General features: G+C 70.9%; 19 protein-coding genes. 9 read left to right on the forward strand and 10 right to left on the reverse strand.

Translation table 11 applies throughout. The features are described 5' to 3' along the window. Positions 1–6 precede the first annotated feature (6 nt). Complete coding sequence (locus tag M8542_RS07960) at positions 7–1,635, forward strand: ABC-F family ATP-binding cassette domain-containing protein (RefSeq protein ID WP_257919375.1); 1,629 nt, start codon at positions 7–9, stop codon at positions 1,633–1,635. A gap of 178 nt (positions 1,636–1,813) precedes the next feature. Further along, positions 1,814–2,023, forward strand: coding sequence for a helix-turn-helix domain-containing protein (locus M8542_RS07965; protein WP_003071237.1), 210 nt, complete (start codon positions 1,814–1,816; stop codon positions 2,021–2,023). Here the strand turns inward: M8542_RS07965 and M8542_RS07970 are convergent. Together M8542_RS07970 and M8542_RS07975 are read right to left on the reverse strand one after the other, a co-directional pair. Next, the gene (locus M8542_RS07970; RefSeq protein ID WP_257919376.1) at positions 2,010–3,365 is read right to left on the reverse strand and encodes a glycosyltransferase 87 family protein; all 1,356 of its coding nucleotides are present in this window, start codon (positions 3,363–3,365) and stop codon (positions 2,010–2,012) included. The genes M8542_RS07965 and M8542_RS07970 overlap by 14 nt on opposite strands. 20 nt (positions 3,366–3,385) lie before the next feature. Further along, positions 3,386–4,237: an LLM class flavin-dependent oxidoreductase gene (locus M8542_RS07975; protein WP_257919377.1), complete on the reverse strand. Its 852-nt coding sequence runs from the start codon at positions 4,235–4,237 to the stop codon at positions 3,386–3,388. A gap of 72 nt (positions 4,238–4,309) precedes the next feature. On the opposite strand from M8542_RS07975, the gene M8542_RS07980 reads away from it, so the two are divergent. Together M8542_RS07980 and M8542_RS07985 are read left to right on the forward strand one after the other, a co-directional pair. Beyond that, complete coding sequence (locus M8542_RS07980) at positions 4,310–4,750, forward strand: MarR family winged helix-turn-helix transcriptional regulator (protein ID WP_257919378.1); 441 nt, start codon at positions 4,310–4,312, stop codon at positions 4,748–4,750. Between the two features lie 97 nt (positions 4,751–4,847). Next, positions 4,848–6,716 (forward strand): ABC transporter ATP-binding protein, encoded by a 1,869-nt coding sequence (locus M8542_RS07985; RefSeq protein WP_257919379.1) that lies wholly within the window; start codon positions 4,848–4,850, stop codon positions 6,714–6,716. Between the two features lie 105 nt (positions 6,717–6,821). Here M8542_RS07985 and M8542_RS07990 read toward each other — a convergent pair whose 3' ends face one another. Together M8542_RS07990 and M8542_RS07995 are read right to left on the reverse strand one after the other, a co-directional pair. Next, complete coding sequence (locus tag M8542_RS07990) at positions 6,822–7,988, reverse strand: serine hydrolase domain-containing protein (RefSeq protein WP_257919380.1); 1,167 nt, start codon at positions 7,986–7,988, stop codon at positions 6,822–6,824. Between the two features lie 110 nt (positions 7,989–8,098). After that, a complete protein-coding gene (locus M8542_RS07995; protein WP_257919381.1) occupies positions 8,099–8,827 on the reverse strand; it encodes an SIS domain-containing protein in 729 nt (242 codons plus the stop codon). A 117-nt stretch (positions 8,828–8,944) separates the two neighbouring features. On the opposite strand from M8542_RS07995, the gene M8542_RS08000 reads away from it, so the two are divergent. The 4 genes from M8542_RS08000 (at position 8,945) to M8542_RS08015 (ending at position 12,848) form a co-directional block, all read left to right on the forward strand. Then, the gene (locus M8542_RS08000; RefSeq protein WP_257919382.1) at positions 8,945–9,637 is read left to right on the forward strand and encodes an alpha/beta hydrolase; all 693 of its coding nucleotides are present in this window, start codon (positions 8,945–8,947) and stop codon (positions 9,635–9,637) included. Positions 9,638–9,732: 95 nt separating this feature from the next. Continuing rightward, entirely contained in the window at positions 9,733–10,986 is a 1,254-nt protein-coding gene (locus M8542_RS08005; protein WP_257919383.1) for an SAM-dependent methyltransferase, read from the forward strand. A gap of 86 nt (positions 10,987–11,072) precedes the next feature. Beyond that, positions 11,073–12,275: an LCP family protein gene (locus tag M8542_RS08010; protein WP_257919384.1), complete on the forward strand. Its 1,203-nt coding sequence runs from the start codon at positions 11,073–11,075 to the stop codon at positions 12,273–12,275. A 42-nt stretch (positions 12,276–12,317) separates the two neighbouring features. After that, positions 12,318–12,848 carry a GNAT family N-acetyltransferase gene (locus tag M8542_RS08015; protein ID WP_257919385.1) on the forward strand — a complete coding sequence of 177 codons (531 nt, stop codon included), beginning with the start codon at positions 12,318–12,320 and terminating at the stop codon, positions 12,846–12,848. Here the strand turns inward: M8542_RS08015 and M8542_RS08020 are convergent. The 4 genes from M8542_RS08020 to M8542_RS08035 form a co-directional block, all read right to left on the reverse strand. After that, entirely contained in the window at positions 12,845–13,306 is a 462-nt protein-coding gene (locus M8542_RS08020) for a peroxiredoxin (protein ID WP_257919386.1), read from the reverse strand. The genes M8542_RS08015 and M8542_RS08020 overlap by 4 nt on opposite strands. A gap of 242 nt (positions 13,307–13,548) precedes the next feature. Next, entirely contained in the window at positions 13,549–15,369 is a 1,821-nt protein-coding gene (locus tag M8542_RS08025) for a putative bifunctional diguanylate cyclase/phosphodiesterase (protein ID WP_257919721.1), read from the reverse strand. Between the two features lie 226 nt (positions 15,370–15,595). Next, on the reverse strand, positions 15,596–17,056 hold the full coding sequence (locus M8542_RS08030) for a cytochrome P450 (protein ID WP_257919387.1): 1,461 nt from the start codon (positions 17,054–17,056) through the stop codon (positions 15,596–15,598). A 256-nt stretch (positions 17,057–17,312) separates the two neighbouring features. Continuing rightward, positions 17,313–18,248: an AraC family transcriptional regulator gene (locus tag M8542_RS08035; protein WP_257919388.1), complete on the reverse strand. Its 936-nt coding sequence runs from the start codon at positions 18,246–18,248 to the stop codon at positions 17,313–17,315. 73 nt (positions 18,249–18,321) lie between these two features. Between M8542_RS08035 and M8542_RS08040 the strand changes: the two genes are divergently transcribed. After that, positions 18,322–18,723: a pyridoxamine 5'-phosphate oxidase family protein gene (locus M8542_RS08040; RefSeq protein WP_257919389.1), complete on the forward strand. Its 402-nt coding sequence runs from the start codon at positions 18,322–18,324 to the stop codon at positions 18,721–18,723. On the opposite strand, the gene M8542_RS08045 is transcribed toward M8542_RS08040, so the two are convergent. After that, the gene (locus tag M8542_RS08045; protein ID WP_257919390.1) at positions 18,711–19,619 is read right to left on the reverse strand and encodes an alpha/beta hydrolase; all 909 of its coding nucleotides are present in this window, start codon (positions 19,617–19,619) and stop codon (positions 18,711–18,713) included. The two genes, M8542_RS08040 and M8542_RS08045, sit on opposite strands and share 13 nt — an antisense overlap. Positions 19,620–19,711: 92 nt before the next feature. After that, positions 19,712–20,785: a ribonucleotide-diphosphate reductase subunit beta gene (locus M8542_RS08050; protein WP_257919391.1), complete on the reverse strand. Its 1,074-nt coding sequence runs from the start codon at positions 20,783–20,785 to the stop codon at positions 19,712–19,714. Positions 20,786–20,790: the final 5 nt, after the last annotated feature.

A 20,790-nucleotide genomic window follows, 5' to 3' on the forward strand; every position in this document is an offset into this window, starting at 1 on the left:
TTTCCCTTGATCACGGCCACCGGCCTCGAGCTGCGCGCTGGTTCGCGCATCCTGCTCGACGGCGCGACCCTCCGCATCCAGCCCGGCGACCGCATCGGCCTCGTCGGCCGCAACGGCGCGGGCAAGACCACCTCGCTGAAGGTCCTCGCCGGCGAGGGCGAGCCGCACGCGGGCGAGGTCCGCCGCACCGGCGAGCTCGGCTACCTGCCGCAGGACCCGCGCGAAGGTGATCTTTCGGTCACCGCGAAGGACCGCGTGCTGTCCGCGCGCGGTCTCGACAAGCTGATGCGCGACATGGAAAAGGCGCAGGCCTCGATGGCCGAGCTCGTCGACGACGCCGCGCGCGACAAGGCCATCAACCGCTACGCCCGGCTCGAGGAGCGGTTCTCCTCGCTCGGCGGGTACGCCGCGGAGAGCGAAGCCGCGCGCATCTGCTCGAACCTCGGGCTCGCCGACCGGATCCTGGCGCAGACGCTGAGCACGCTGTCGGGTGGTCAGCGCCGCCGCGTCGAGCTGGCGCGGATCCTGTTCGCCGCGGCCGAGGCCGGCGCGGGCGGCAAGTCCGAGACGATCCTGCTGCTCGACGAGCCGACCAACCACCTCGACGCCGACTCCATCAACTGGCTGCGTGGTTTCCTCAAGCAGCACGACGGCGGCCTGGTCGTGATCAGCCACGACGTCGAGCTGCTGGGCGACGTCGTCAACAAGGTCTGGTTCCTCGACGCCACCCGCGGCGAGCTCGACCTGTACAACATGGGCTGGCAGCGCTACCTCGACGCGCGCGCCACCGACGAGAAGCGCCGCCGCCGCGAACGCGCGAACGCCGAGAAGAAGGCCTCCGCGCTGCAGCAGCAGGCCGCGAAGCTGGGCGCCAAGGCGACGAAGGCCGTGGCGGCCAAGAACATGGCGCGGCGCGCCGAGCAGATGCTCTCCGCGCTCGACGAGACGCGGCAGGCCGACAAGGTCGCCCGGATCAAGTTCCCGGAGCCCGCGCCCTGCGGCCGGACCCCGCTCACCGCCGAAGGGCTGTCCAAGTCGTACGGCTCACTGGAAATCTTCACCGGCGTCGATCTCGCGATCGACCGCGGTTCGAAGGTCGTCGTACTCGGACTCAACGGCGCGGGAAAGACGACTTTGCTGCGCTTGCTCGGCGGAATGGAAACCCAGGACACCGGTTCCGTCGTTCCGGGTCACGGATTGCGTTTGGGCTATTACGCACAGGAACACGAAACTCTTGATCATGAAGCGTCGGTGTGGGAAAACATCCGACATCTCGCTCCGGACACGGGTGCGCAGGAGTTGCGGAACCTGCTCGGCTCGTTCCTCTTCACCGGTGAGCAGCTCGACCAGCCGGCCGGGACGCTCTCCGGTGGCGAGAAGACCCGGCTCGCGCTGGCGGGACTGGTCTCCAGCGCTGCCAACGTGTTGCTCCTCGACGAGCCGACCAACAACCTCGACCCGGCCAGCCGGGCGCAGGTCCTGGACGCTTTGCGCAGCTTCACCGGCGCCGTCGTCCTGGTGACGCACGACCCCGGCGCGGTCGAGGCGCTGGAGCCCGAGCGGGTCATCCTGCTGCCCGACGGCACCGAGGATCATTGGTCCGCGGACTATCTGGAACTTGTCCAGCTTGCGTGAGCCGATGCGTCCATTCGGGTGCAAGATCGTTACCGGCAGGCACTGGAATGGCCCAATGTGATCGCAGTTTCGGCCGTTTTACGGCTGTCGTCTGGCATTCCGGCGCTCAGTGTTCGATCATTGCCCCGGCAGGGGCCGTTATGTGGCCCAGAACACTCTCGGCGGGAAGGCGATCGACGTGGCTGATCTCAAGAAAGGCGCGCGGATCACCGGCAACACGCGCGACAAGCTGGCCGCTGACCTGAAGAAGAAATACGAGAAGGGCTCGAGCATCCGGGCCCTCGCGGAGTCGACGGGCCGGTCGTACGGGTTCGTGCACCGGGTGCTGTCGGAGTCCGGAGTCCAGCTGCGGGGGCGCGGCGGGGCGACGCGGGTCAAGAAGAAGTAGTTCGAACACTGCTGCGCGGGGGGCGCGCAGTGGAGGCTTCGGCCACGCGGAAGGCCAGGTGGGCCCCGAGCAGGACCAGGGGATACACCAGGTAGCCGTACCGGGTGGCCGGGGTGAGCAGGATCAACGCGCCGAGTCCGACGGCGATGCGCAGGACTGCGCCGGAGCCGTTCGCGGGGGGCCGGCGCACCAGCCAGACCAGCATGGCCACGGCCGCGGCGCCGACCAGCGCGAACGCCGCCACCCGGCCGACCACGCCGAGCTCGGCGATGAGGTGGCCCGGCAGCGGGCTCGCCGCGGGCGAGCGCACGACGCCCATCCCGAGGGGAAACCGGAAGACGTGCTCGACGAACGCCGCCGGATCCACGAAGTACACCGGCAGGTGCACCGCGGCCGTCGTCGCCACCAGCGCTGAAGCGAACCGGGTCAGCGCCGTCCAGTCGAGGCCCCGGCCCCGGCGTACCAGCACGAACACCGCCAGCACCGCGGCCGCGGGCGCGACGATGAGCTTCGCGCTGACGACCAGCGCCAGCACGAACCCCGACCAGGCGGCCCGCCCGGTGGCGGCGAGCGCGCAGGCGAGCACCAGCAGGCCGACGATCGCCAGGTCCGGACCGGCGACGGCCCAGGTCAACGCGGTCAGCGGGCAAGCCAGCGCGAGCTGCGCGGCGCCCACCGGCACTTTCGGCCACTTCAGCAGCTTGAGCGTGCCCAGCACGCACGCGCAGGCGGCGAGCGCGAACATCCAGCGGGCGTCGGTCAGGGCGTCGGTCAGCGGAGTGCCGCCGAACAACGCCCTGGGCAGGCCGAACACGGCCATGACCGGGCCGTACGGGGTGTAGTCGTTGACTTCCGGCGCCCGGCCGAGCGCGGTGACGTCGACGTACGGCGTTCCGTGGTGCAGCAGCAGATCCGCCGATCGCTCGATCACCCAGACCTCGGGCTGCGCGGCCCACGAGAACGGCGTGATCAGCCAGTCCACTCCGGTCAGTCGGCGAATAACCAGGAGCGCCAACGGAAGGATCATCGCCAACAGGGCGATCACGGCGATCGTGCACCAGCGCGAGCCGAGTAGCCCGCGTGGCGCAACGCCCTTGCGTGCCGAGAGCAGCAGCCACGCGCTGTGCAGCACGCCGAAGCCGTATGCGGCCGTCGCGAAGTTGCCCCAGACGCGGTAGCCGTAGAACTCGGCGACGAGTGCGGTCGGCAGCGCGAAGGCCAGGCAGGCGAGGTAAAAGCCCAGGTCCCAGCGCAGTGCGGCGATGCCTGCTTCGCGCGCGGGCGCCGTGAAGAGCCGTGCCGCGCGCCGCCATGCGGGCGCCCGGCCCACCTCCGTTCCCACCGCGCCAGGCTACCGAGGGCTCAGCCGAGCTCGCGCAGGCGGGGGAGCAGGTCCGCGGCGGCCTCGGCCGCCTTGACGACGTTGTCGTGACCGGTCGGCATCAGGACCAGCTCGGTGAAGCCCGCGTCGAGGTAGCTCCGGGCGAGACGCAGGGCGTTGTCCGCATCGGACGGCAGCCGGAACTGCACCGCGCGGCGGAGGGCCGCCGGATCGCGGCCCACCGCCGCGCAGTGGTCGTCGAGCACCCGGGAAAGCCGTTGCAGCTCGCCGATTTCCGTGCCCGGCAGGGCCGCGTTGAGCCAGACGTCGGCGTGCTCGGCGACGACCCGCAGGCCCCGCTTCTCGCCGCTGCTGCCCAGCCACAGCGGCGGTTTCGGTTGCACGGGCTTCGGATCGCTGAGCGCGCTGGTCAGCGTGTAGTGCCGGCCGCGGTAATCGGTTTCTCCGCGAGTCCACAGCAGACGGAGGATTTCGCAGGTCTCGGCGAGCATTTCGACGCGTTCGACCGGTGCCGGCGTCGGTGTGCCCAGCATCGCGTCGGTGAAGGTGTCGCCGCCCGCGCCCAGGCCGACGTCGAGCCGGCCGCCGGAGAGGTGGTCGACGGTCGCGGCGATCTTCGCGAACATGCCCGGGTGGCGGTTGGTGTTGCCGGACACCAGGCATCCGACGCGCACGCGTCTCGTCGCCTCGGCCATCGCGGCGAGGAGGCTCCAGCCGTCGAAGACGTCGCCGGTGCGGACCGGGCCCATCGGGGCGAGGTGGTCGAACACCCAGCAGCCGTCGAACCCGGCGTCGTCGGCGATCGCCCAGGTCTCGCGGAGGGCGGCGATGCCGATGTGCTGCTGCGGTGGCTTGAGGCCGATGGTGGACATGAGGTTCTCCTGATTATCATCTTATTGGATCGTCAGTAAGACTGACGATCAGCGTAGGGGTAGAGTTCTCGCGTGTCCAGCGATCTCGAAGCGCCCTCGGCTGTGGCCGGCCGGCTCGGCTACCTGCTCAAGCACGCCCAGCTGCGGCTCGCCGAGCTGGCCGAGCCGTTGTACGCGCCCCTCGGCGTCACCGGGCGGCAGCTCGCGCTGCTCACGCTCTTCGGCGACGGGCCGGCGCAGTCGCAGCAGGACGGTGCGGCCCGGCTCGGTGTCGACCGGACGACGATGGTCGCGCTCGTCGACGAGCTGGAGGCACGCGGCCTGGTCCGGCGCGAGGTCGCGCCGGGTGACCGCCGCAAGCGGCTGGTGAAACTGACCGCCGAGGGTGAGCGCGTCCGCGAGGCGGGGGAGGATGTCACCCGGCAAGCCGAGGCGCTGCTGCTGGCGCCCCTGGCCGCCGAGGACGGGGAGCGGCTGCGCGCGGCACTGCGCCGGGTTGTTCGCGGGGAGTGAACGGCGCCGGGAAGCAAACGGACAGCGAGGGCGTTGTCCAGGTCATATCCGGAGAAAACCTCAGCTATAGTAGAGGTTTTGACACTGGGGGTTTCCCATGGACAACACCTGGGCGCTGCTGAGCTCGGCGATGCGCGCCAACGACGTCCCGAAGGGGCTGAGCCGCGGCACGCTGAAGCGCGTCGCACGCTTCGCCCGCCCGCACTGGCGGCGGCTGCTGGCCTTCCTCGTGCTGACGGTGATCTCGGCGGTCCTCGCGGTGAGCACGCCGGTGCTGGCCGGCAAGGTGGTCGACGCGATCGTCGGCGGGCGCGACCTGCCGCTGGTGATCTGGCTCGCGGTCGTCATCGCGCTCCTCGCCGTCGCCGACGCCGGGTTCGGCCTGATCGAGCGGTGGCAGTCCGCGCGGATCGGCGAGGGCATCATCTACGACCTGCGGCGTGCGGTGTTCGAGCACGTGCAACGCATGCCGATCGCGTTCTTCACGCGCACCCGCACCGGCGCACTGGTTTCCCGTCTCAACAACGACGTCATCGGCGCGCAGCGGACCTTCACCGCGACGCTGTCCGGGCTGGTCACCAACACGATCCAGCTGGCGCTTTCGCTGGCCGTCATGCTCACGCTGTCGTGGCAGGTCACGCTGATCGCGCTGGTGCTGCTGCCGATCTTCGTGCTGCCCGCGCGCCGGCTCGGCCGCCGGATGGCCGGGCTGCAGCGCGAAGCGGCGAACCTCAACGCCGGGATGACCACGCAGATGACCGAGCGGTTCTCGGCGCCGGGCGCCACGCTGGTCAAGCTCTTCGGCCGGCCGCGGCAGGAGGCCGACGACTTCGGCCTGCGCGCGGGGCGCGTGCGCGACATCGGCGTGCGGACCGCGATGCTCACCCGCTGGTTCATGACCAGCCTGACCCTGGTTTCGGCGCTGGCGCAGGCGCTCGTCTACGGTCTCGGCGGCTACCTCGCGCTGACCGGCGTGCTCGCGCCGGGCACGGTCGTCGCGCTGGCGCTGCTGCTGACCCGGTTGTACGCGCCGCTGACCGCGCTGGCCAACGTCCGCGTCGACGTCATGACGGCGCTGGTGTCGTTCGAGCGGGTCTTCGAGGTGCTCGACCTGGAGCCGATGATCAAGGAGAAGCCGTCCGCGCAGACGCTTTCGTCCGGGCCGGTCGCCGTCGAGTTCTCCGACGTCCGGTTCGGGTACCCGGCGGCGGACCGGTATTCGCTGGCGTCGCTGGAAGACGTCGCGACGCTCGACCACCGCGGCGGTGAAGAGGTGCTGCACGGGATCTCGTTCCGCGCCGAGCCGGGGCAGATGGTCGCGCTGGTCGGGTCGTCGGGGGCGGGGAAGTCGACGATCGCGTCGCTGCTGCCGCGGCTCTACGACGTCGACGCCGGGTCGGTGCGGCTGTCCGATGTGGACGTCCGGGAGCTTTCGTTCGCCTCCCTGCGGGAAACCGTCGGCGTCGTGACGCAGGACGGGCACCTCTTCCACGACACGATCCGCGCCAACCTGGCGTACGCGCGCCCGGGCGTCACCGACGACGAGATCTGGGCGGCCCTCGACCGCGCGCGGCTCGGCGAGCTGGTCCACTCCCTGCCCGACGGTCTCGACACGACGGTGGGGGAGCGCGGCTACCGCCTCTCCGGCGGCGAGCGTCAACGTCTGACCATCGCCCGCCTCCTGCTGGCCCAGCCCAAGGTCGTGATCCTGGACGAGGCGACCGCGCACCTGGACTCGGAGTCCGAAGCCGCGGTCGGCGAAGCCCTGACCCACGCCCTGGCCGGCCGCACGGCCCTGGTCATCGCCCACCGCCTCTCGACAGTCCGCGCGGCCGACCAGATCCTGGTCCTGGAACACGGCGAAATAGTCGAACGCGGAACCCACGAAGAGCTGCTGGCCGCCAACGGCCGCTACGCAACCCTCCACGCAACCCAGTTCGCAGAAGAAGAACCCGCCGTGGCGTGATCAGCCGGGCATCACTCGTGATTGGGGAGTCAACTCACGTGATTGAAGGGTCGACACGATCTCAGCGCCGTGTCGACCCTTCAATCACGCGTGTCGACCTCTGAATCACGTGTGTCGACTCTCCACGCACGTGTAGAGGGCTTGGACCAGGGCCATTTTGCGGGGGTCGTCGCGGATCAGGGGGCCCAGCTGGTTGAGGGTGTAGCCGAAGGCGAGGCCGTTTTCCGGGTCCGCGGCGCCGGTGGAGCCGCCGAGGCCGTCGTGGCCGAAGGCCGTGGGGTTGGGGCCGAAGCCGCGGGCGTCGCTGCCGAGGTAGAAGCCCAGACCCCACTCGTTCGGGAGGCCGAGGACGGCGTCGATCTCCTTGCCCTGGCTTTCGCGGGCGCGGGCCAGCGCCGAAGGCGACAGCAGGGTGCCGTCGACCAGGCCGTGGTAGATCGTCGCGATCGCGCGGGCCGTGCCGTGGCCGTTCAGCGCCGGCATGACCGCGCGGCGGAACGCCGGTTCGTTGGCGTGGTGGCCGGCGAGACGCGGGTTGGTCAGCGCGGCCTGGGCGACCGGGCCGGCGGCGGCGAACGCCGTGGCCAGCGCGTTCGCCATCTCCTCGGTCATGACCGGGTCGACGAGCGTCGCGCAGCGGCCGAGGTCGTCGTCGGCGGCGAGGCCGATCGAGAAGTCCGCGCCGAGCGGACCGGCGACCTGCTCGGCGAAGAACTCGCGGATGCCCTGGCCGGCGATCCGCCGCACGACCTCGCCGACGAGCCAGCCGTACGCCAGCGCGTGGTAACCGCCCGCGGAACCGGGCTCGTACAACGGTTCCTGCGCGGCGAACAGCGACGTCATCAGGTCCCAGTCGTACAGCTCCTCGACGGCCACCGGCCGGTCGAGTCCGATGCCCGGCACCCCTGACCGGTGGGTCAGCAGCCACCGCACCGGGACCTCGGACTTCCCGGCCGCGGCGAACTCCGGCCAGTACTTCGCGACCGGCGCGTCGACGTCCAGCTCACCCGCGTCGGCGAGCCGGTGGGCGCAGATCGCGGTCATGCCCTTGGTCGTCGACCAGACGTTGGCGAGCGTGTCCGGCCGCCACGCGGCCGCGCGGTCGGGCCCGGACCAGCCACCCCACAGGTCGACGACGACCTCGCCGTGCCGGATGGCCGTGAACGCCGCGCCCAGCTCGCCGCGCTCCCGGAAGTTCTCCTCGAAGGCTTCGCGCACCGGCTCGAACCCGGGCGCGCACTCGCCGTGCACCGTCGCCGTGGCACCGTCCATGGGATCTCCTCAGCTCGTCGTTGAGCACACCGACCAGTCGGTATGTCGACGCTAAGCGGGCCGGGCACGCCCGTCAAGACGTGCCCGGCCGGTGCTTTTTCACGAAGCCGCTAGCGCAGCCGCGGGACGATCGCGGAGTACTTCTCCAGCAGCGCCGCGTTCGCCTCGTCGCCGCCCTCCACATTGGAGCTGCGCCACAGCGGGACGTCGAGGCCCTCCGCCGCGCCGCGGTCGTAGACTTGCGCGAGCACCAGGTTCCACAGGAACGCGTTGACCACAGTGGACAGCGGCGCGGTGCGCGGCGCGTCCGGCGGGTAGCTCGCGTCGCCGGGGATGACCAGCGAGTCCAGCACGACGGTGCCCTGCTCGACCAGGTTGCTCGACGACCGCTTCGGCGCCGCCGCCACGCACGCCCGCGACGTCACCGCGATCACCGCCGTGCCGCGCTTGTGCGCCTCGAGGCACAGCTCGACCGGGTACGGGTTCGACCCGGACGTCGAGAACACCACCAGCACGTCGTCCGGGCCCGGCTCGCGCTCGGCCAGCACCTCGGCGGCCAGGCCGCTGCGGCGCTCGGTCTTCGTGCTGCTCACCGCGCCGTGCAGGGGCAGCAGGTCCGGGTGGTACAGCGGGTAGACGCACGCCAGGCCACCGGCCCGGTAGAACGTCTCGGCGACGGCCGCCAGCGAGTGCCCGGCGCCGGCGGTATAGACCAGTGCGTCGGCCCGGATCACCCCCAGCACCAGGTCCGCCGCCGCCCGTATCGCTTCGGCGTTGGCCTGCTCGACGTCCGCCAGCTGCTTGGCGACACTGCCCGAGATGTCCGTGGCGCTCACCACACCCACCCTTCCGTCGGGGATCGGGCGCCGAATCTACCGCGAAGATGGTGGCACGCGGTGGAATAGCCCGGTGGCCGGGCGGGGTTGACCCGGATGCGGGCGATGAGGAGGACGTGGGTGAGCGAGGCGGAACCGGCGGTGTCCGTGTGGCCGGCACGCGGAGGGACCGAGGCGGTCGTGCTGGTGCTGCACGGCGGCGCGGAGCACGGCACGGGCACCGTGCCGCCCTGGAAGCTCGCCTACCTGCGGATGGTCCCGATCGCGCGCGCCCTGCACCGGGCCGGCCGCCACGCCGGCGTCGAGGTGCGGCTGCTGCGCAACCGCCGCTACGGCTGGAACGCGCCCACGCTCGACCCGGTCGACGACGCCCGCTGGGCGCTCGAGCGGATCCGCGCCGAGCACCCGGGCCTGCCGGTCGTGCTGGTCGGGCACTCCATGGGCGGCCGCGTCGCGCTGCGCGTGGCCGACGACCCGGCCGTGCGCGGGGTCTGCGCGCTGGCGCCGTGGACGCCGCGGGGCGAGCCGGTGGAGGCCGTCGCGGGGCGTTCGGTGCTCATCGTGCACGGCACCCGCGACCGGATGACCAGCCCGGCGGAGTCGCACGCCTACGCCGCGCGCGCCGAGGCCGTCGCCGCGCGCGTCGCCCGGTTCGAGATCGCGAACGAGGGACACGCGATGCTGCGCCGCTCGTCCGTCTGGACCCGGCTGACAACTGCTTTCACAATGGAAGTGATCGCCGGGGACGCCGACGACACGCTCAGCGGAGCGTGGGCGGCGCCGGGGCCCGAGCGGTTGCGAATACCCGTGTGAAAGCGCCCCGAACAGGGCATTCGGCGAAGCGCGCCGCGGGGGTGCGGCGACTAGGATCGATCACCGGCGCACTTGGCCGGCCGGAGGGAGAACCCGTGACCACCTCGAGTGTCGACCGTGCGTCGGCTGAAGAAGTTCCCGACGAGTCCAAGTGGCCGGGGCTGGCCACCCCGCCGCGGTCCGCGCTGCGCGCGCGGATCGCCGAGAGCCTGTTCCGCCGCGCGGTCCGCCCGCTCGACGTGCGGGTGACGTTCCCGGACGGGACCGTCCTCGGCGCCGGCGGCCCGGAGTCGCCCGAAATGCGTATTTTGCGCCCCGATGCCTTTTTCAACCGCCTGGGTGTCGACGCCAAGATCGGCTTCGGCGAGTCCTACATGGCCGGCGACTGGACCGCGTCCGACCTGGCCGAGGTGCTGACGCCGTTCGCCGAGCGGATGGCCACCCTCGTCCCGCCGGTGCTGCAGAAGTTCCGCCGCATCGCCGAGCGCACGCAGCCGCCGGCCGAGGAGAACACCCTCGAAGGCGCGCGGGCCAACATCCACCGCCACTACGACCTGTCGAACGACCTGTTCGGCGCGTTCCTCGACGAGTCGATGATGTACTCCTCGGCGCTGTTCGGCCCGGCGGACGACCTCACCGCCGCCCAGCACCGCAAGATCGACAGCGTCCTCGACTACGCGGGGGTCCGCGAGGGCAGCGAAGTCCTCGAAATCGGTACCGGATGGGGTGAACTGGCGATCCGCGCCGCGTCGCGGGGCGCCCACGTGACGTCGCTGACCATCTCGGAGGAACAGCGCGCGCTGGCCACCGAGCGCATCGCCGCGGCCGGGTTCTCCGACCGCGTCGACGTGAAGCTGTGCGACTACCGCGAGTCGAGCGGCCAGTACGACGCCGTGGTCAGCGTCGAGATGATCGAGGCCGTCGGCGCGTCCTACTGGCCGACTTTCTACGCCACGATCGGGGAGCGGCTGCGCCCCGGCGGGCGGTTCGGCCTGCAGGCCATCACGATGGACCACGATCGGATGATGGCCGCCTCACGCGCCTACACCTGGATCCACAAGTACATCTTCCCGGGCGGCATCATCCCGTCGGTGCGCTCGGTGGAAGAGGGCCTGAAGGCGAACACGAAGCTCAAGCTGGCCGGGATGCGCGAGTTCGGCCAGGACTACGCGCACACGCTACGGTTGTGGCGCGAACGGTTCCTGCACCGCTGGACCGACATCGCCGGGTTCGGGTTCGACGACGTCTTCCGCCGGATGTGGGAGTTCTACCTGGCCTATTCCGAGGCCGGGTTCCGCTCCGGGTACCTCAAGGTCCACCAGTTCGGCTACGAGGCGACCGGCAAGTAGCAACCCGACCCCGATGCCGGACGTCTCCCGATGGAGGACGTGCGGTCTACTGACGACGACAGTTTTGTCCGGATCGGGATTGGGTGATGGTCATGACGTACCGAGGCGACGACGGCGGCCGCCGCATGCCGCCGCCCCGGCCGGCGGGACGCCCCCGGGAGCACCAGCGCGCGCAGATGATGCCGCTGCCGGGGCGGGGCCGCAGCCCGTACGACGAGCGCACCCGCCCGATGGGCGACCCGGAGCCGCAGTACGCGCCGCCCCCGCCGCCGCGGCGTGAGCCGCCGCGCCCGGACGACGGCTACCCGCCGTCCCGGCCGCCGCGCCGGCGTCGCTGGGGCTTCGGCCGGATCCTGATGACGCTGGTGCTGGTGTTCGTGGTGTTCCTCGCCGGCGTCTGGGTCTACCTGGAGTTCTCGATCAAGCGCGTCGACGCGCTCGCCGACTACTCGGGCCGTCCGGTCGCGGAGTCGGGCACGAACTGGCTGATCGTCGGCTCGGACAGCCGCGAAGGTCTCACCGCCGCGGACGAGGAGCGGCTCGCCACCGGCGACGTCGCGGCGGCCGGCGGCGGGCAGCGCACCGACACGATCATGGTCGCGCACATCCCCGACAACGACACGAAACCGACGCTGCTGTCCCTGCCGCGCGACTCGCAGGTGTCGATCCCGGGGCACGGCAAGAACAAGATCAACGCGGCGTTCTCGCTGGGCGGGCCGAAGCTGCTCGCGCAGACCGTCGAAGGCGCCACGGGCCTGCACCTCGACCACTACGCGGAGGTCGGCTTCGGCGGGTTCGCCAAGATCGTCGACGCGATCGGCGGCGTCGAGATGTGCATCGACAAGGACATGAACGACACCATGACCGGGATCAGCATCAAGGCGGGCTGCCCCCAGACCCTCGACGGCCGCGAGGCGCTGGGCTTCGTCCGGATGCGGCACAGCGACGCGACGCCGAGGTCGGACCTCGACCGCGTCGCCAACCAGCGCAAGTTCATCGGCGCGCTGGTGAGCCAGATCGCGAGCCCGGGCACGCTGCTCAACCCGTTCGACTTCTTCCCGCTGCTGTCCTCGGCGCCGGACGCGCTGACGATGGATTCGGGCGACCACGTGCACAACCTCGCCGGCCTGGCGATCGCGATGCGCGGGATCTCCTCGGGCGGCGTGGTCACCACGACGGTCCCGGTGACGAGCGGGTCGGCGGAGAACTGGGACAAGGCCAAGTCGAAGCAGCTGTTCGACGCCCTGAAGAACGACTCGGCGGTGCCGGACAGCGTCATCGTCAACTAATTGCGGTGCGGAGCGGGGCTCGGCCGGGGCACCATGAGGTGCATGGAGATTCCGGCCGAGACCCTGACCCACGACGAGTTCACGTTGACCCGCTGGACTTCCGGCGACGCCGCCGCGCTGACCGCGGTGGTTTCGGGGTCCGGCGCGCATCTGGCCGACTGGATGTTCTGGGCCGTCGGCGGCTACACCGATGAGGACTCCGCGGACTTCCTGCACCGGAGCCACGAAAACTGGGCGGCCGGCCGCTCCTACGACTACGCGATCCGCGTCGACGGCGCGATCGCGGGCAGCATCGGCGTGATGACCCGCGAGGGCGGCGTCGAGCTGGGTTACTGGCTGGGGCGCGACTTCACCGGCCGCGGCCTCATCACCCGCGCGGCCGCACTGCTGACCGAGGACGCGTTCCGCCGCGGCGCGGGCTACGTCGAAATCAAGCACGACGAGCTGAACGTCCGCAGCGGCGCGGTCCCGGCGCGGCTCGGGTTTTCCGTGCACCGCAAGGAACCCGCGGACGTCGACCGCGCGCCGGCGTGCTGCGGCACCGACCAGGTGTGGCGGCTGGTGAAACCCTAGGAGACCTTGTTCCGCTCGCGCAGCACCTTCAGCGCCTGGTCGGCGTGGACCGTGAAGTTCAGCTCGCTCTTGATCTTCGCGAGGATCTTCCGGTCTTCGCCGATCACGAAGGTCGCGCGCTTCGCGTGCAGCGGCAGCAGTTTCCGCCAGACGCCGAACTGCTTGGCGACCTCACCCTCCACATCGGACAGCAGCGGGTAGTCGAAGCCGTTGGCCTCGGAGAACTGCCGCTGCTTGGTGACGCCGTCCGGGCTGATCCCGATCCGGTGCGCGCCGACCTCGGCGAACTCGGCGGCGAGGTCGCGGAAGTGGCAGCTTTCGGCGGTGCAGCCACCGGTCATGGCGGCGGGGTAGAAGAACAGCACCACCGGGCCGGTGGCCAGGAACTCCGACAGCTTGCGGTCGGCGCCCTGGTCGTCGGGCAGGGTGAAGTCGGGGGCGAGGTCTCCGGTGTCCATGGAGGTCCCTTCTCGTCGGCGGCAGAACCCATCCTGCCGGGTCTTCGGAACCACCGGGGAACCGGCTTGGTCCACTTTCGCCCGGCGCCGGTCTCAAGCGCCCCAATGTGGCCTTGGTTGCTCCACCGATGCCCCCACCGCCACCCTCAACGGAGGCGCTCCGCGCCGCAGTGCCTATTCAACGCACCCAAGGGGCCCTTCGGTGCGTCAGACGCACCGAAGGCCACATTGGGGCGCTCGGGTCAGTCGCCGGGGTGGCGGGCGATCAGCTCGTCGACCTCGTCGCCCGTGGCCGAGTCGCGGACGAACGGGCCGCGGGCCGCGATCACGCCCAGCTGGCGCAGGCGCGCCGCCTGCTCGTGTGTGCGGACGCCCTCGGCGCCGACGCGCAGCTTCAGCTCGCGGGCCCGCGTGATCAGCTGGGTCAGGTGCCGCAGCGCCGGCTCCGGCGGCGAGTCCGTGTCGAGGGCGTCGACCACCGGGCCCGACAGGATCACGTGCCGGATCGGCAGGTCGTGCCGCGGGATCAGCTCCAGGTCCGCCGAGCCGGAGATGGTCAGTACCAGCTGCGTCCCCAGGTCAGCGAGCACGCTGAACGACTCCAGGATCTCGCCGTGGGTGTCGAGCACCGACTCGCGGTCGGTGCACAGGCGCAGTGCCTTGGGTGGCAGCTCGTGCTTGTCCAGCTGCTCCTTGACCAGCAGCACCAGGTCCGGGTCGATGGCCAGCCGCGCGGGCAGGCGCACGCACACGTCCGGGGCCGCCTCGCCGAAGCGCGTGCGCCAGCGGGCCGTCGCCGCCATGGACTCCGCCAGCAGCCAGCGCCCGAGCGGCACCGTCATCCCCGTGGTCTGGGCCAGCGGGTAGAACTCCTCGGAGTCGAGCTCGCCCTTCTCCGGGTGGTTCCACCGCAGCCCGGCGTTGACCGCCGCGAGCCGGTCGGGGTCGGCGAGCTTCACCGTCGGCTGGTAGACGAGCGAGAACTCGCCGTTCTCCAGCGCGCCCGCGATCACCGCGCCCAGCTGGTAGCGGCCGCGGTCGCGGGCGTCGAGCTCCGGGTCGAACAGCATCCACTGCGCCTTGCCGGCCTCCTTGGCCCGGTGCAACGCGATTTCCGCGGCCCGCAGCAGCTCGGCCGCGCCACCCTCGACGGCCGCCCGCACGACGATGCCCGCGCTGGCGCTCACGCCGATGCCGTGCCCACCGAGGTAGATCGGCTCGTTGAGGTCCTCCAGGGCCCGTTCGACCAGCCCGACGACCTCGCTGCCGGTGAGCTCACCCCGCAGCAGCACCGCGAAGCCGTCGCCGGACAGCCGCGCGACGAACCCGTCGTGGTGGCCGGTGAACACCGCCGACAGCTTGCCCGCCACCCCGCGCAGCACCTGGTCGCCGACACCGGCGCCGAGGCCGTCGTTGATCACCTTGAAGCCGTCGACGTCGAGGTAGATGAGCGCGATGTCGTCGCGGGCGCCCGCGCCGAGCGCGGCTTCGAGCTTGGTCGTGAACGACGACGCGTTGGGCAGCCCGGTGAGCGGGTCGTGCACGTTCTGGTGCAGCAGCCGCTCCTGCAGCAGGTGCAGCTCGTTCACGTCGGACACCATCAGCACCGGGTAGACCGACCCCGGCCGGTCGCCGGGCAGCCGGGCGAGGGTGACGTCGGTCCAGAGCTGCCCGTCTTCGGTGTGGTCGAGCAGCATCCGCTCGCGGTAGCGCTCGCGCCCGTTGCGGACCTGCTCGAGCCCGGCCTTGAGCCGCGAGACGTCGTGGTCGGTCGAGCCGAGGTCGGCGAGGTGCCGGCCGCGCAGCTTCTCCGGCGAGATGCCGAGCAGCTGGCCGAGGGCGAGGTTGGCCTCGACGATGGCGCCGTCCGGGTCGGCCAGCGCGATCCCCATCGGGGACGCGGCGTAGAGCGCGGTGAACCGGTGCAGCGCGCCGTCGTGCCCCGGCGGGCCGGCGTGGTCGACCGCGTCGTGCGCGATCTCCAGCACGAGGCTCTCGAGCTCCTCCGGGGGAAGTGTTACTCCTTTGGTGTCGGCCAGGGTCGCCGCCCACCTGCGCGCCACGTCCAGCAGTCCCGGCGCGGCACCGAGCTCAGGCACACTCCACCTCTTCACGCACAGGTCAGCCCAGTTCAGACGCGGTGTCGGAGATCATGAAGCCACACTAGGTACCCCTCGCCCGCGATCGATGCCACGCCATCATGCGCGTAACGGGGTGTCTACCGGCTGAACGAGTGAACGAATCTCCACATGCGGTAACTTTTCGTTACACCGGGTGTGCGTGCCCGGGTCAGCGAGGGGTCAGCCGGACCGGGAGACCGTCGGCGGGCACCGGCAGCGAGACGTAGTCCCACTTCGCGGTGTAACTCTCCGGAACCGACCAGCGGTGCGCCCGCAGCATTTCGTGCATCAGCAACTTGACCTCGAGGCTGCCGAAGTGGAGGCCGATGCACTTGTGCGCGCCGCCGCCGAAGGGCATCCACGCCATCCGGTGCGACTTGTCCTCGCGGCGCGGCTCGGCGAAGCGCTCGGGGTCGAACTCGAAGGGGTTCGTCCAGCACTCCGGCGTGAAGTGGTTGACCGTCGGCGAGACGCCGCACAGGGTGCCGGCCGGGATGTAGTGGCCGAGCACCTCGGTGTCCTTGACGGTCTGCCGGGTCAGCGACGGCACCGGCGCGACGAGCCGCAGCGCCTCCTTCATGACGAGGTCGAGCGTCTCGAGCCGGTCGATGGCCTCGATGTCGAGCAGGTCGTCGCCCAGGGCCAGGGACTCCTCGCGGGCGCGCTCCTGCCACTCCGGGTGCTTGGCGAGGTAGTAGGCCATGGCGCTGCTGGTGATGGTCGTGGTGTCGTGCGCGGCCATCATCAGGAAGATCATGTGGTTGACGATGTCGGTGTCGGTGAACCGGTCGCCGTCTTCGGTGGTGGCGTGGCAGAGTGCGGTGAAGAGGTCGTCGCCGTCGGAGTTCCGCTTGGCGGGCAGGGTTTCGCCGAAGTAGCGCTCGAGGACCTTCCGCCCGTGCAGCCCGGCCGACCAGCGCCCGCCGGGCACCGGGTAGCGCACCAGCGCGGTGCCGGCGCGCACCGAGCTGACGAACGCGCGGTTGATCCGGTGGGCGTCGTCGCCGCTGCGCATGCCCATGAAGACGCGGGTCGCGACGTCGAGGGTCAGCTGCTTGAGCGCCCAGTACAGCCGCGGGCGGTCGTTCGAGCCCCAGCTCGCGACGCCTTCGCGCAGCGCCGGGCCCATCTCGCCGACGTAACCGGCCAGGCGCGGGCGCGTGAAGGCCTCCTGCATGATGCGGCGGTGCAGGTGGTGCTCGCCGAAGTCCATCAGCATCAGGCCGCGTTCGAAGAACTTCTCGATGAAGAACTTCCAGCCCTCCTGGGAGAACGCCTTGTCCTTGTTGACGAGCGCGATCTGGGTGGCTTCCGGCCCGGAGAGCGCGACGATCCTGCGCCCGAAGCCGCCGGTCCACGAGACGGGACCGTAGAGCTCGTAGCGGCGCAGGCCGAAGGCGGGCCCGAAGCGCATCATCTCGAGCATGTGCCCGACGACCGGTGGGCCTTCGTCGCCCAGGACGGGCTTGAGCCCGCTGCCGGCGGGCGGGGTGGCGAGTTCCTTGACGGGCCAGCGCGACTGCAGCCAGCGTTCGTCGACCTTGTGGGGGAGGGGAAGCGCGGTGAGCGGCGGAACGCGTTCGCGCAGTGCTTCGGCCGCTCGGCTTACGGTGCCCGGCAAAGTGACCATCTCCCCGCTGAGATCGGCTACCCCTCACACGATGCACCCTTGTTGACGATGTGACAACAGGTTGGGGTGTCCTCTTTTCGGGTGGCTTCTCAGCGGGCTGAGGGATCGGGCGTGCGCGGCGCCGGCGGCCGGGAGTGTGCTGCGCGGTGGGGATGGGCCGGGTTGACGACGCCGGCTCGCCGCGGTGGCGGCGGTCGGGCGGGCCGGTGCGGTTGCGAGCGTGGCGGAGGTCAGTCGGGCCGGCGCGGCGAACCCGCTACCGCCGCGAGCGTGGCGCCGCGGCCGGTCCACCATCCGCCACACGGCGGAAGTCGCTCGGGTTGCTCCCTCGCACCCGCTTGAACGCGGCACTGAAGCCGAACGGATCGGCGTAACCCACGGCGCGGGCCACCTCCGCGACGGCTTTGCCTTCGGCCAGCAGATCGGCGGCCAGCGCCATCCGCCGATGCGTCAGGTAGGTCAACGGCGGCTCTCCGACCAACTCGGTGAACCGCTTGGCCAGCGTCGACCGTGACACGCCCGTGCGGCCGGCCAACGACCCGACCGTCCACGGCTCCGCCGGCGAGGCGTGCAGCAGCCGCAGCGCGTGCCCGACCACCGGGTCGCGCTGCGCCGTCCACCACGCCGGTGGTGCGCCGCCCGGGCGGTCGAACCACTCGCGCAACGTGCAGACCAGCATCCAGTCCAGCAGCCGGTCGAGCACTACCTGCTGGCCCGGTGCGTCGACCGCGACCTCGGCGGCGAGGTGGTCCAGCACCGCGTCGCCCGTGCCGCCGCCCGCGACGCGCAGGACCGCCGGCAGGGCGTCCAGGAGGCGAGCGCCGATCTCGCCGTGCAGCGGGTAGGCGCCGGTGATCAACGTCGTCGTGCCGGGGCCGGGATCGTGCCAGCCTCGCCGGTGGCGGGCGCCGCCTTCCTCCGGCGTCGCGCAGAACTCGCCGCACGCGAGCGGCTCGGCCCGGGTGCCGAGCTCGTCGACGAAGCTGAACGTGCCGGGCCCGCGCACGACCACCGTGTCGTAGGCGTTCAGCGGCTCCGGTGTGCCGGTCTCGGGCACGATCCAGCCGCCGCCGTCGAGGACGGTGCACAACGTCAGCGGCGCGCCGTCGACGAAGTGCAGTGCCCAGGGCGCGGCGAGGCTCGAACTGCCGAACAGCGAGCCGCGGGCTCGTAGGTCACCGAATGCGTCCACGATCAGACGATGACACAGGAAACCCAGGGTTTCACCTATGGGATCGTCCGGGCCGGTCCGGTTCACTGGGGTCATGGACGCACTGACCCCCGAGGACCTCGACTTCCTCCGCCGCCCGCTGCACGGATTCCTGACCGTCGCCGGGGGTGAACCCCGGCCGGTGTGGTTCGAGGCCACGGCCGGCGGCGTCGAGCTGTTCACCGAACCGGACGCGCTCAAGGTGCGACGCCTGCGCCGCGACCCGCGCGCGTCGATCGTCGTCGCGGCGCCCGTGGGGGAGCGGGAACGCTGGGTGTCGGTCGCCGGCCGCGTCTCCATGGAGGAGAACGGTGCCCACGACCTCGCCGCGCGCCTGGCCGCCCGCTACTGGGACCTCGACGACCCGGTGCGCGCCGCCGACCTCAAGGAAATCCTGGCCGCCGACCAGCTCCGCGTGGTCATCCACCCGGAAACCGTGCGCCGCTACACGTACTGACCGAAGTACTCGGCGAGCTTCGCGACGGCGGGGTCGATGTACTCGCGCTTGTCGTACAGATCGACGTGGCTCGCGCCCTCGATCCAGTGGATCTCCGCGGGCCCGGTCGCGCGCCGGTGGGCTTCCAGGCCCATCCACGCGGTCGCCGCGCGCTCGCCGAGGATCTGCAGCACCGGGCGCGGGCCGATCAGCGGCACGGCGTGGAAGACGTCGCTCGCGGCCATCCGGTCGACGCTGTCCCAGGTCAGGAACTTCGCCGAGCGCTCGTGGAAGCCGCGCTGGCCGCAGTAGTACTCCCAGCCCTCGATGCCGTGCTGCCCGCCCAGCACGCCAGCCTCCTCGGCGGTAGCAGGGAACATCGTCAGCACGCCGGGGTCCTCGCCGCGGGCGGCGGCGGTGCGGGCCTGGGCGGCCGCGTCGAGCAGGCCCTGGAAGACGGCCGGGTCCTGGGTGCCGTCGGCGCCGTAGCGGAACTGACGCGCCGGCTCGGCGGTGCTGACGGTCGCGACGGCCTTGACGCGGTGGTCGCCCGCGGCGGCTGCGAGCGAATAACCGCCGGAAGCGCAGATGCCGAGCAGCCCGATCCGGCCGGCGTCGACCTCAGGCCGGGTGGTCAGGAACGAGACAGCGGCCTTGAAGTCCTCGATCCGCTGGGCCGGGTCCTCCAGGCCGCGGGGGAGACCGCCGGACTCGCCCTGGTACGCGGCGTCGAAGGCCAGCGTGACGAAGCCGCGCTCGGCCATCAGCCGCGCGTAGGTGCCGGAAGTCTGTTCTTTGACGCCGGTGCCGGGGTGCCCGACTACCAAGGCCGGCAGCGGGGCGGCGGCGTCGGGGACGTAGAGGTGCGCGGCGAGGTCGATGCCGGCGCTGGGGAAGGTGACGGTGGTCTTGGTCATGACTCCACCGTGGACCCGGGACGTGGCCGGGAAAAGCCGCGGGTTCCTGCCTGGGAAGGATCCTTCCCAGGCAGGAACCCGCGATCGGGACGTCAGTCCCAGTCGAGCGCGCCGCCCGACTGGTACTCGATGACGCGGGTCTCGAAGAAGTTCTTCTCCTTCTTCAGGTCCATCGCCTCGGACATCCACGGGAACGGGTTCTCGGTCTCGCCGAAGATCGGCTGGAGGCCGATCTGCTGCGCGCGCCGGTCGGTGATGAAGTGCATGTACTGCTCGCACAGCTGCGCCGACAGGCCGAGCATCCCGCGCGGCATGGTGTCGCGCGCGTAGTTGACCTCGAGCTCGCACGCGTCCTTCAGCATGCCGCGCACCTCGGCCTGGAACTCCTCGGTCCACAGGTGCGGGTTCTCGATCTTGATCTGGTTGATGCAGTCGATGCCGAAGTTCAGGTGGATCGACTCGTCGCGCAGGATGTACTGGTACTGCTCGGCGATGCCGACCATCTTGTTCCGGCGGCCCAGCGACAGGATCTGCGCGAAGCCGGTGTAGAACCACATGCCCTCGAAGATCACGTAGAACGCCACGAGGTCACGCAGGAATGCCTGGTCGGCTTCCGGCGTCCCGGTCTCGAAGTCCGGGTTCTCCAGGTTCTGCGTGTACTTCAGCGCCCACGCGTCCTTCTCCGAAATGGAGGGGACCTCGCGGTACATGTTGAACAGCTCGCCCTCGACCAGGCCGAGGCTCTCGCAGATGTACTGGAAGGTGTGCGTGTGCACGGCTTCCTCGAACGCCTGGCGCAACAGGTACTGGCGGCACTCGGGGTTGGTGATCTGCCGGTACACCGCGAGCACGATGTTGTTGGCCACCAAGGACTCCGCGGTCGCGAAGAAGCCCAGGTTGCGCTTGAGCATCTGCCGCTCGTCCTCGGTGAGGCCGTCCGGCGACTTCCACAGCGCGATGTCGGCCTGCATGGCGACCTCGGTCGGCATCCAGTGGTTGTTGCAGCCGGCCAGGTACTTCTCCCACGCCCACTTGTACTTCATGGGCAGCAGCTGGTTGACGTCGGCGCGCGCGTTGATCATGCGCTTGTCGTCGACGTCGATCCGGGCGGCGCCGACCTCGATCTCCCCGAGGCCGGTGGCGTCCGTCGTCTCCACGTTGGTCATGTTCC

Source organism: Amycolatopsis iheyensis (genome assembly GCF_024703995.1).
Lineage (GTDB): Bacteria > Actinomycetota > Actinomycetes > Mycobacteriales > Pseudonocardiaceae > Amycolatopsis > Amycolatopsis iheyensis.

Coding starts and splice junctions, on each gene's coding strand:
- M8542_RS07975 (WP_257919377.1), bottom strand. CDS start 4,237: ATGTCCACCATCGGCCTCAAGCCACCGCAGCAGCACATCGGCATCGCC.
- M8542_RS07985 (WP_257919379.1), top strand. CDS start 4,848: ATGGACAACACCTGGGCGCTGCTGAGCTCGGCGATGCGCGCCAACGAC.
- M8542_RS07990 (WP_257919380.1), bottom strand. CDS start 7,988: ATGGACGGTGCCACGGCGACGGTGCACGGCGAGTGCGCGCCCGGGTTC.
- M8542_RS08010 (WP_257919384.1), top strand. CDS start 11,073: ATGGTCATGACGTACCGAGGCGACGACGGCGGCCGCCGCATGCCGCCG.
- M8542_RS08015 (WP_257919385.1), top strand. CDS start 12,318: ATGGAGATTCCGGCCGAGACCCTGACCCACGACGAGTTCACGTTGACC.
- M8542_RS08020 (WP_257919386.1), bottom strand. CDS start 13,306: ATGGACACCGGAGACCTCGCCCCCGACTTCACCCTGCCCGACGACCAG.
- M8542_RS08030 (WP_257919387.1), bottom strand. CDS start 17,056: ATGGTCACTTTGCCGGGCACCGTAAGCCGAGCGGCCGAAGCACTGCGC.
- M8542_RS08040 (WP_257919389.1), top strand. CDS start 18,322: ATGGACGCACTGACCCCCGAGGACCTCGACTTCCTCCGCCGCCCGCTG.
- M8542_RS08045 (WP_257919390.1), bottom strand. CDS start 19,619: ATGACCAAGACCACCGTCACCTTCCCCAGCGCCGGCATCGACCTCGCC.
- M8542_RS08050 (WP_257919391.1), bottom strand. CDS start 20,785: ATGACCAACGTGGAGACGACGGACGCCACCGGCCTCGGGGAGATCGAG.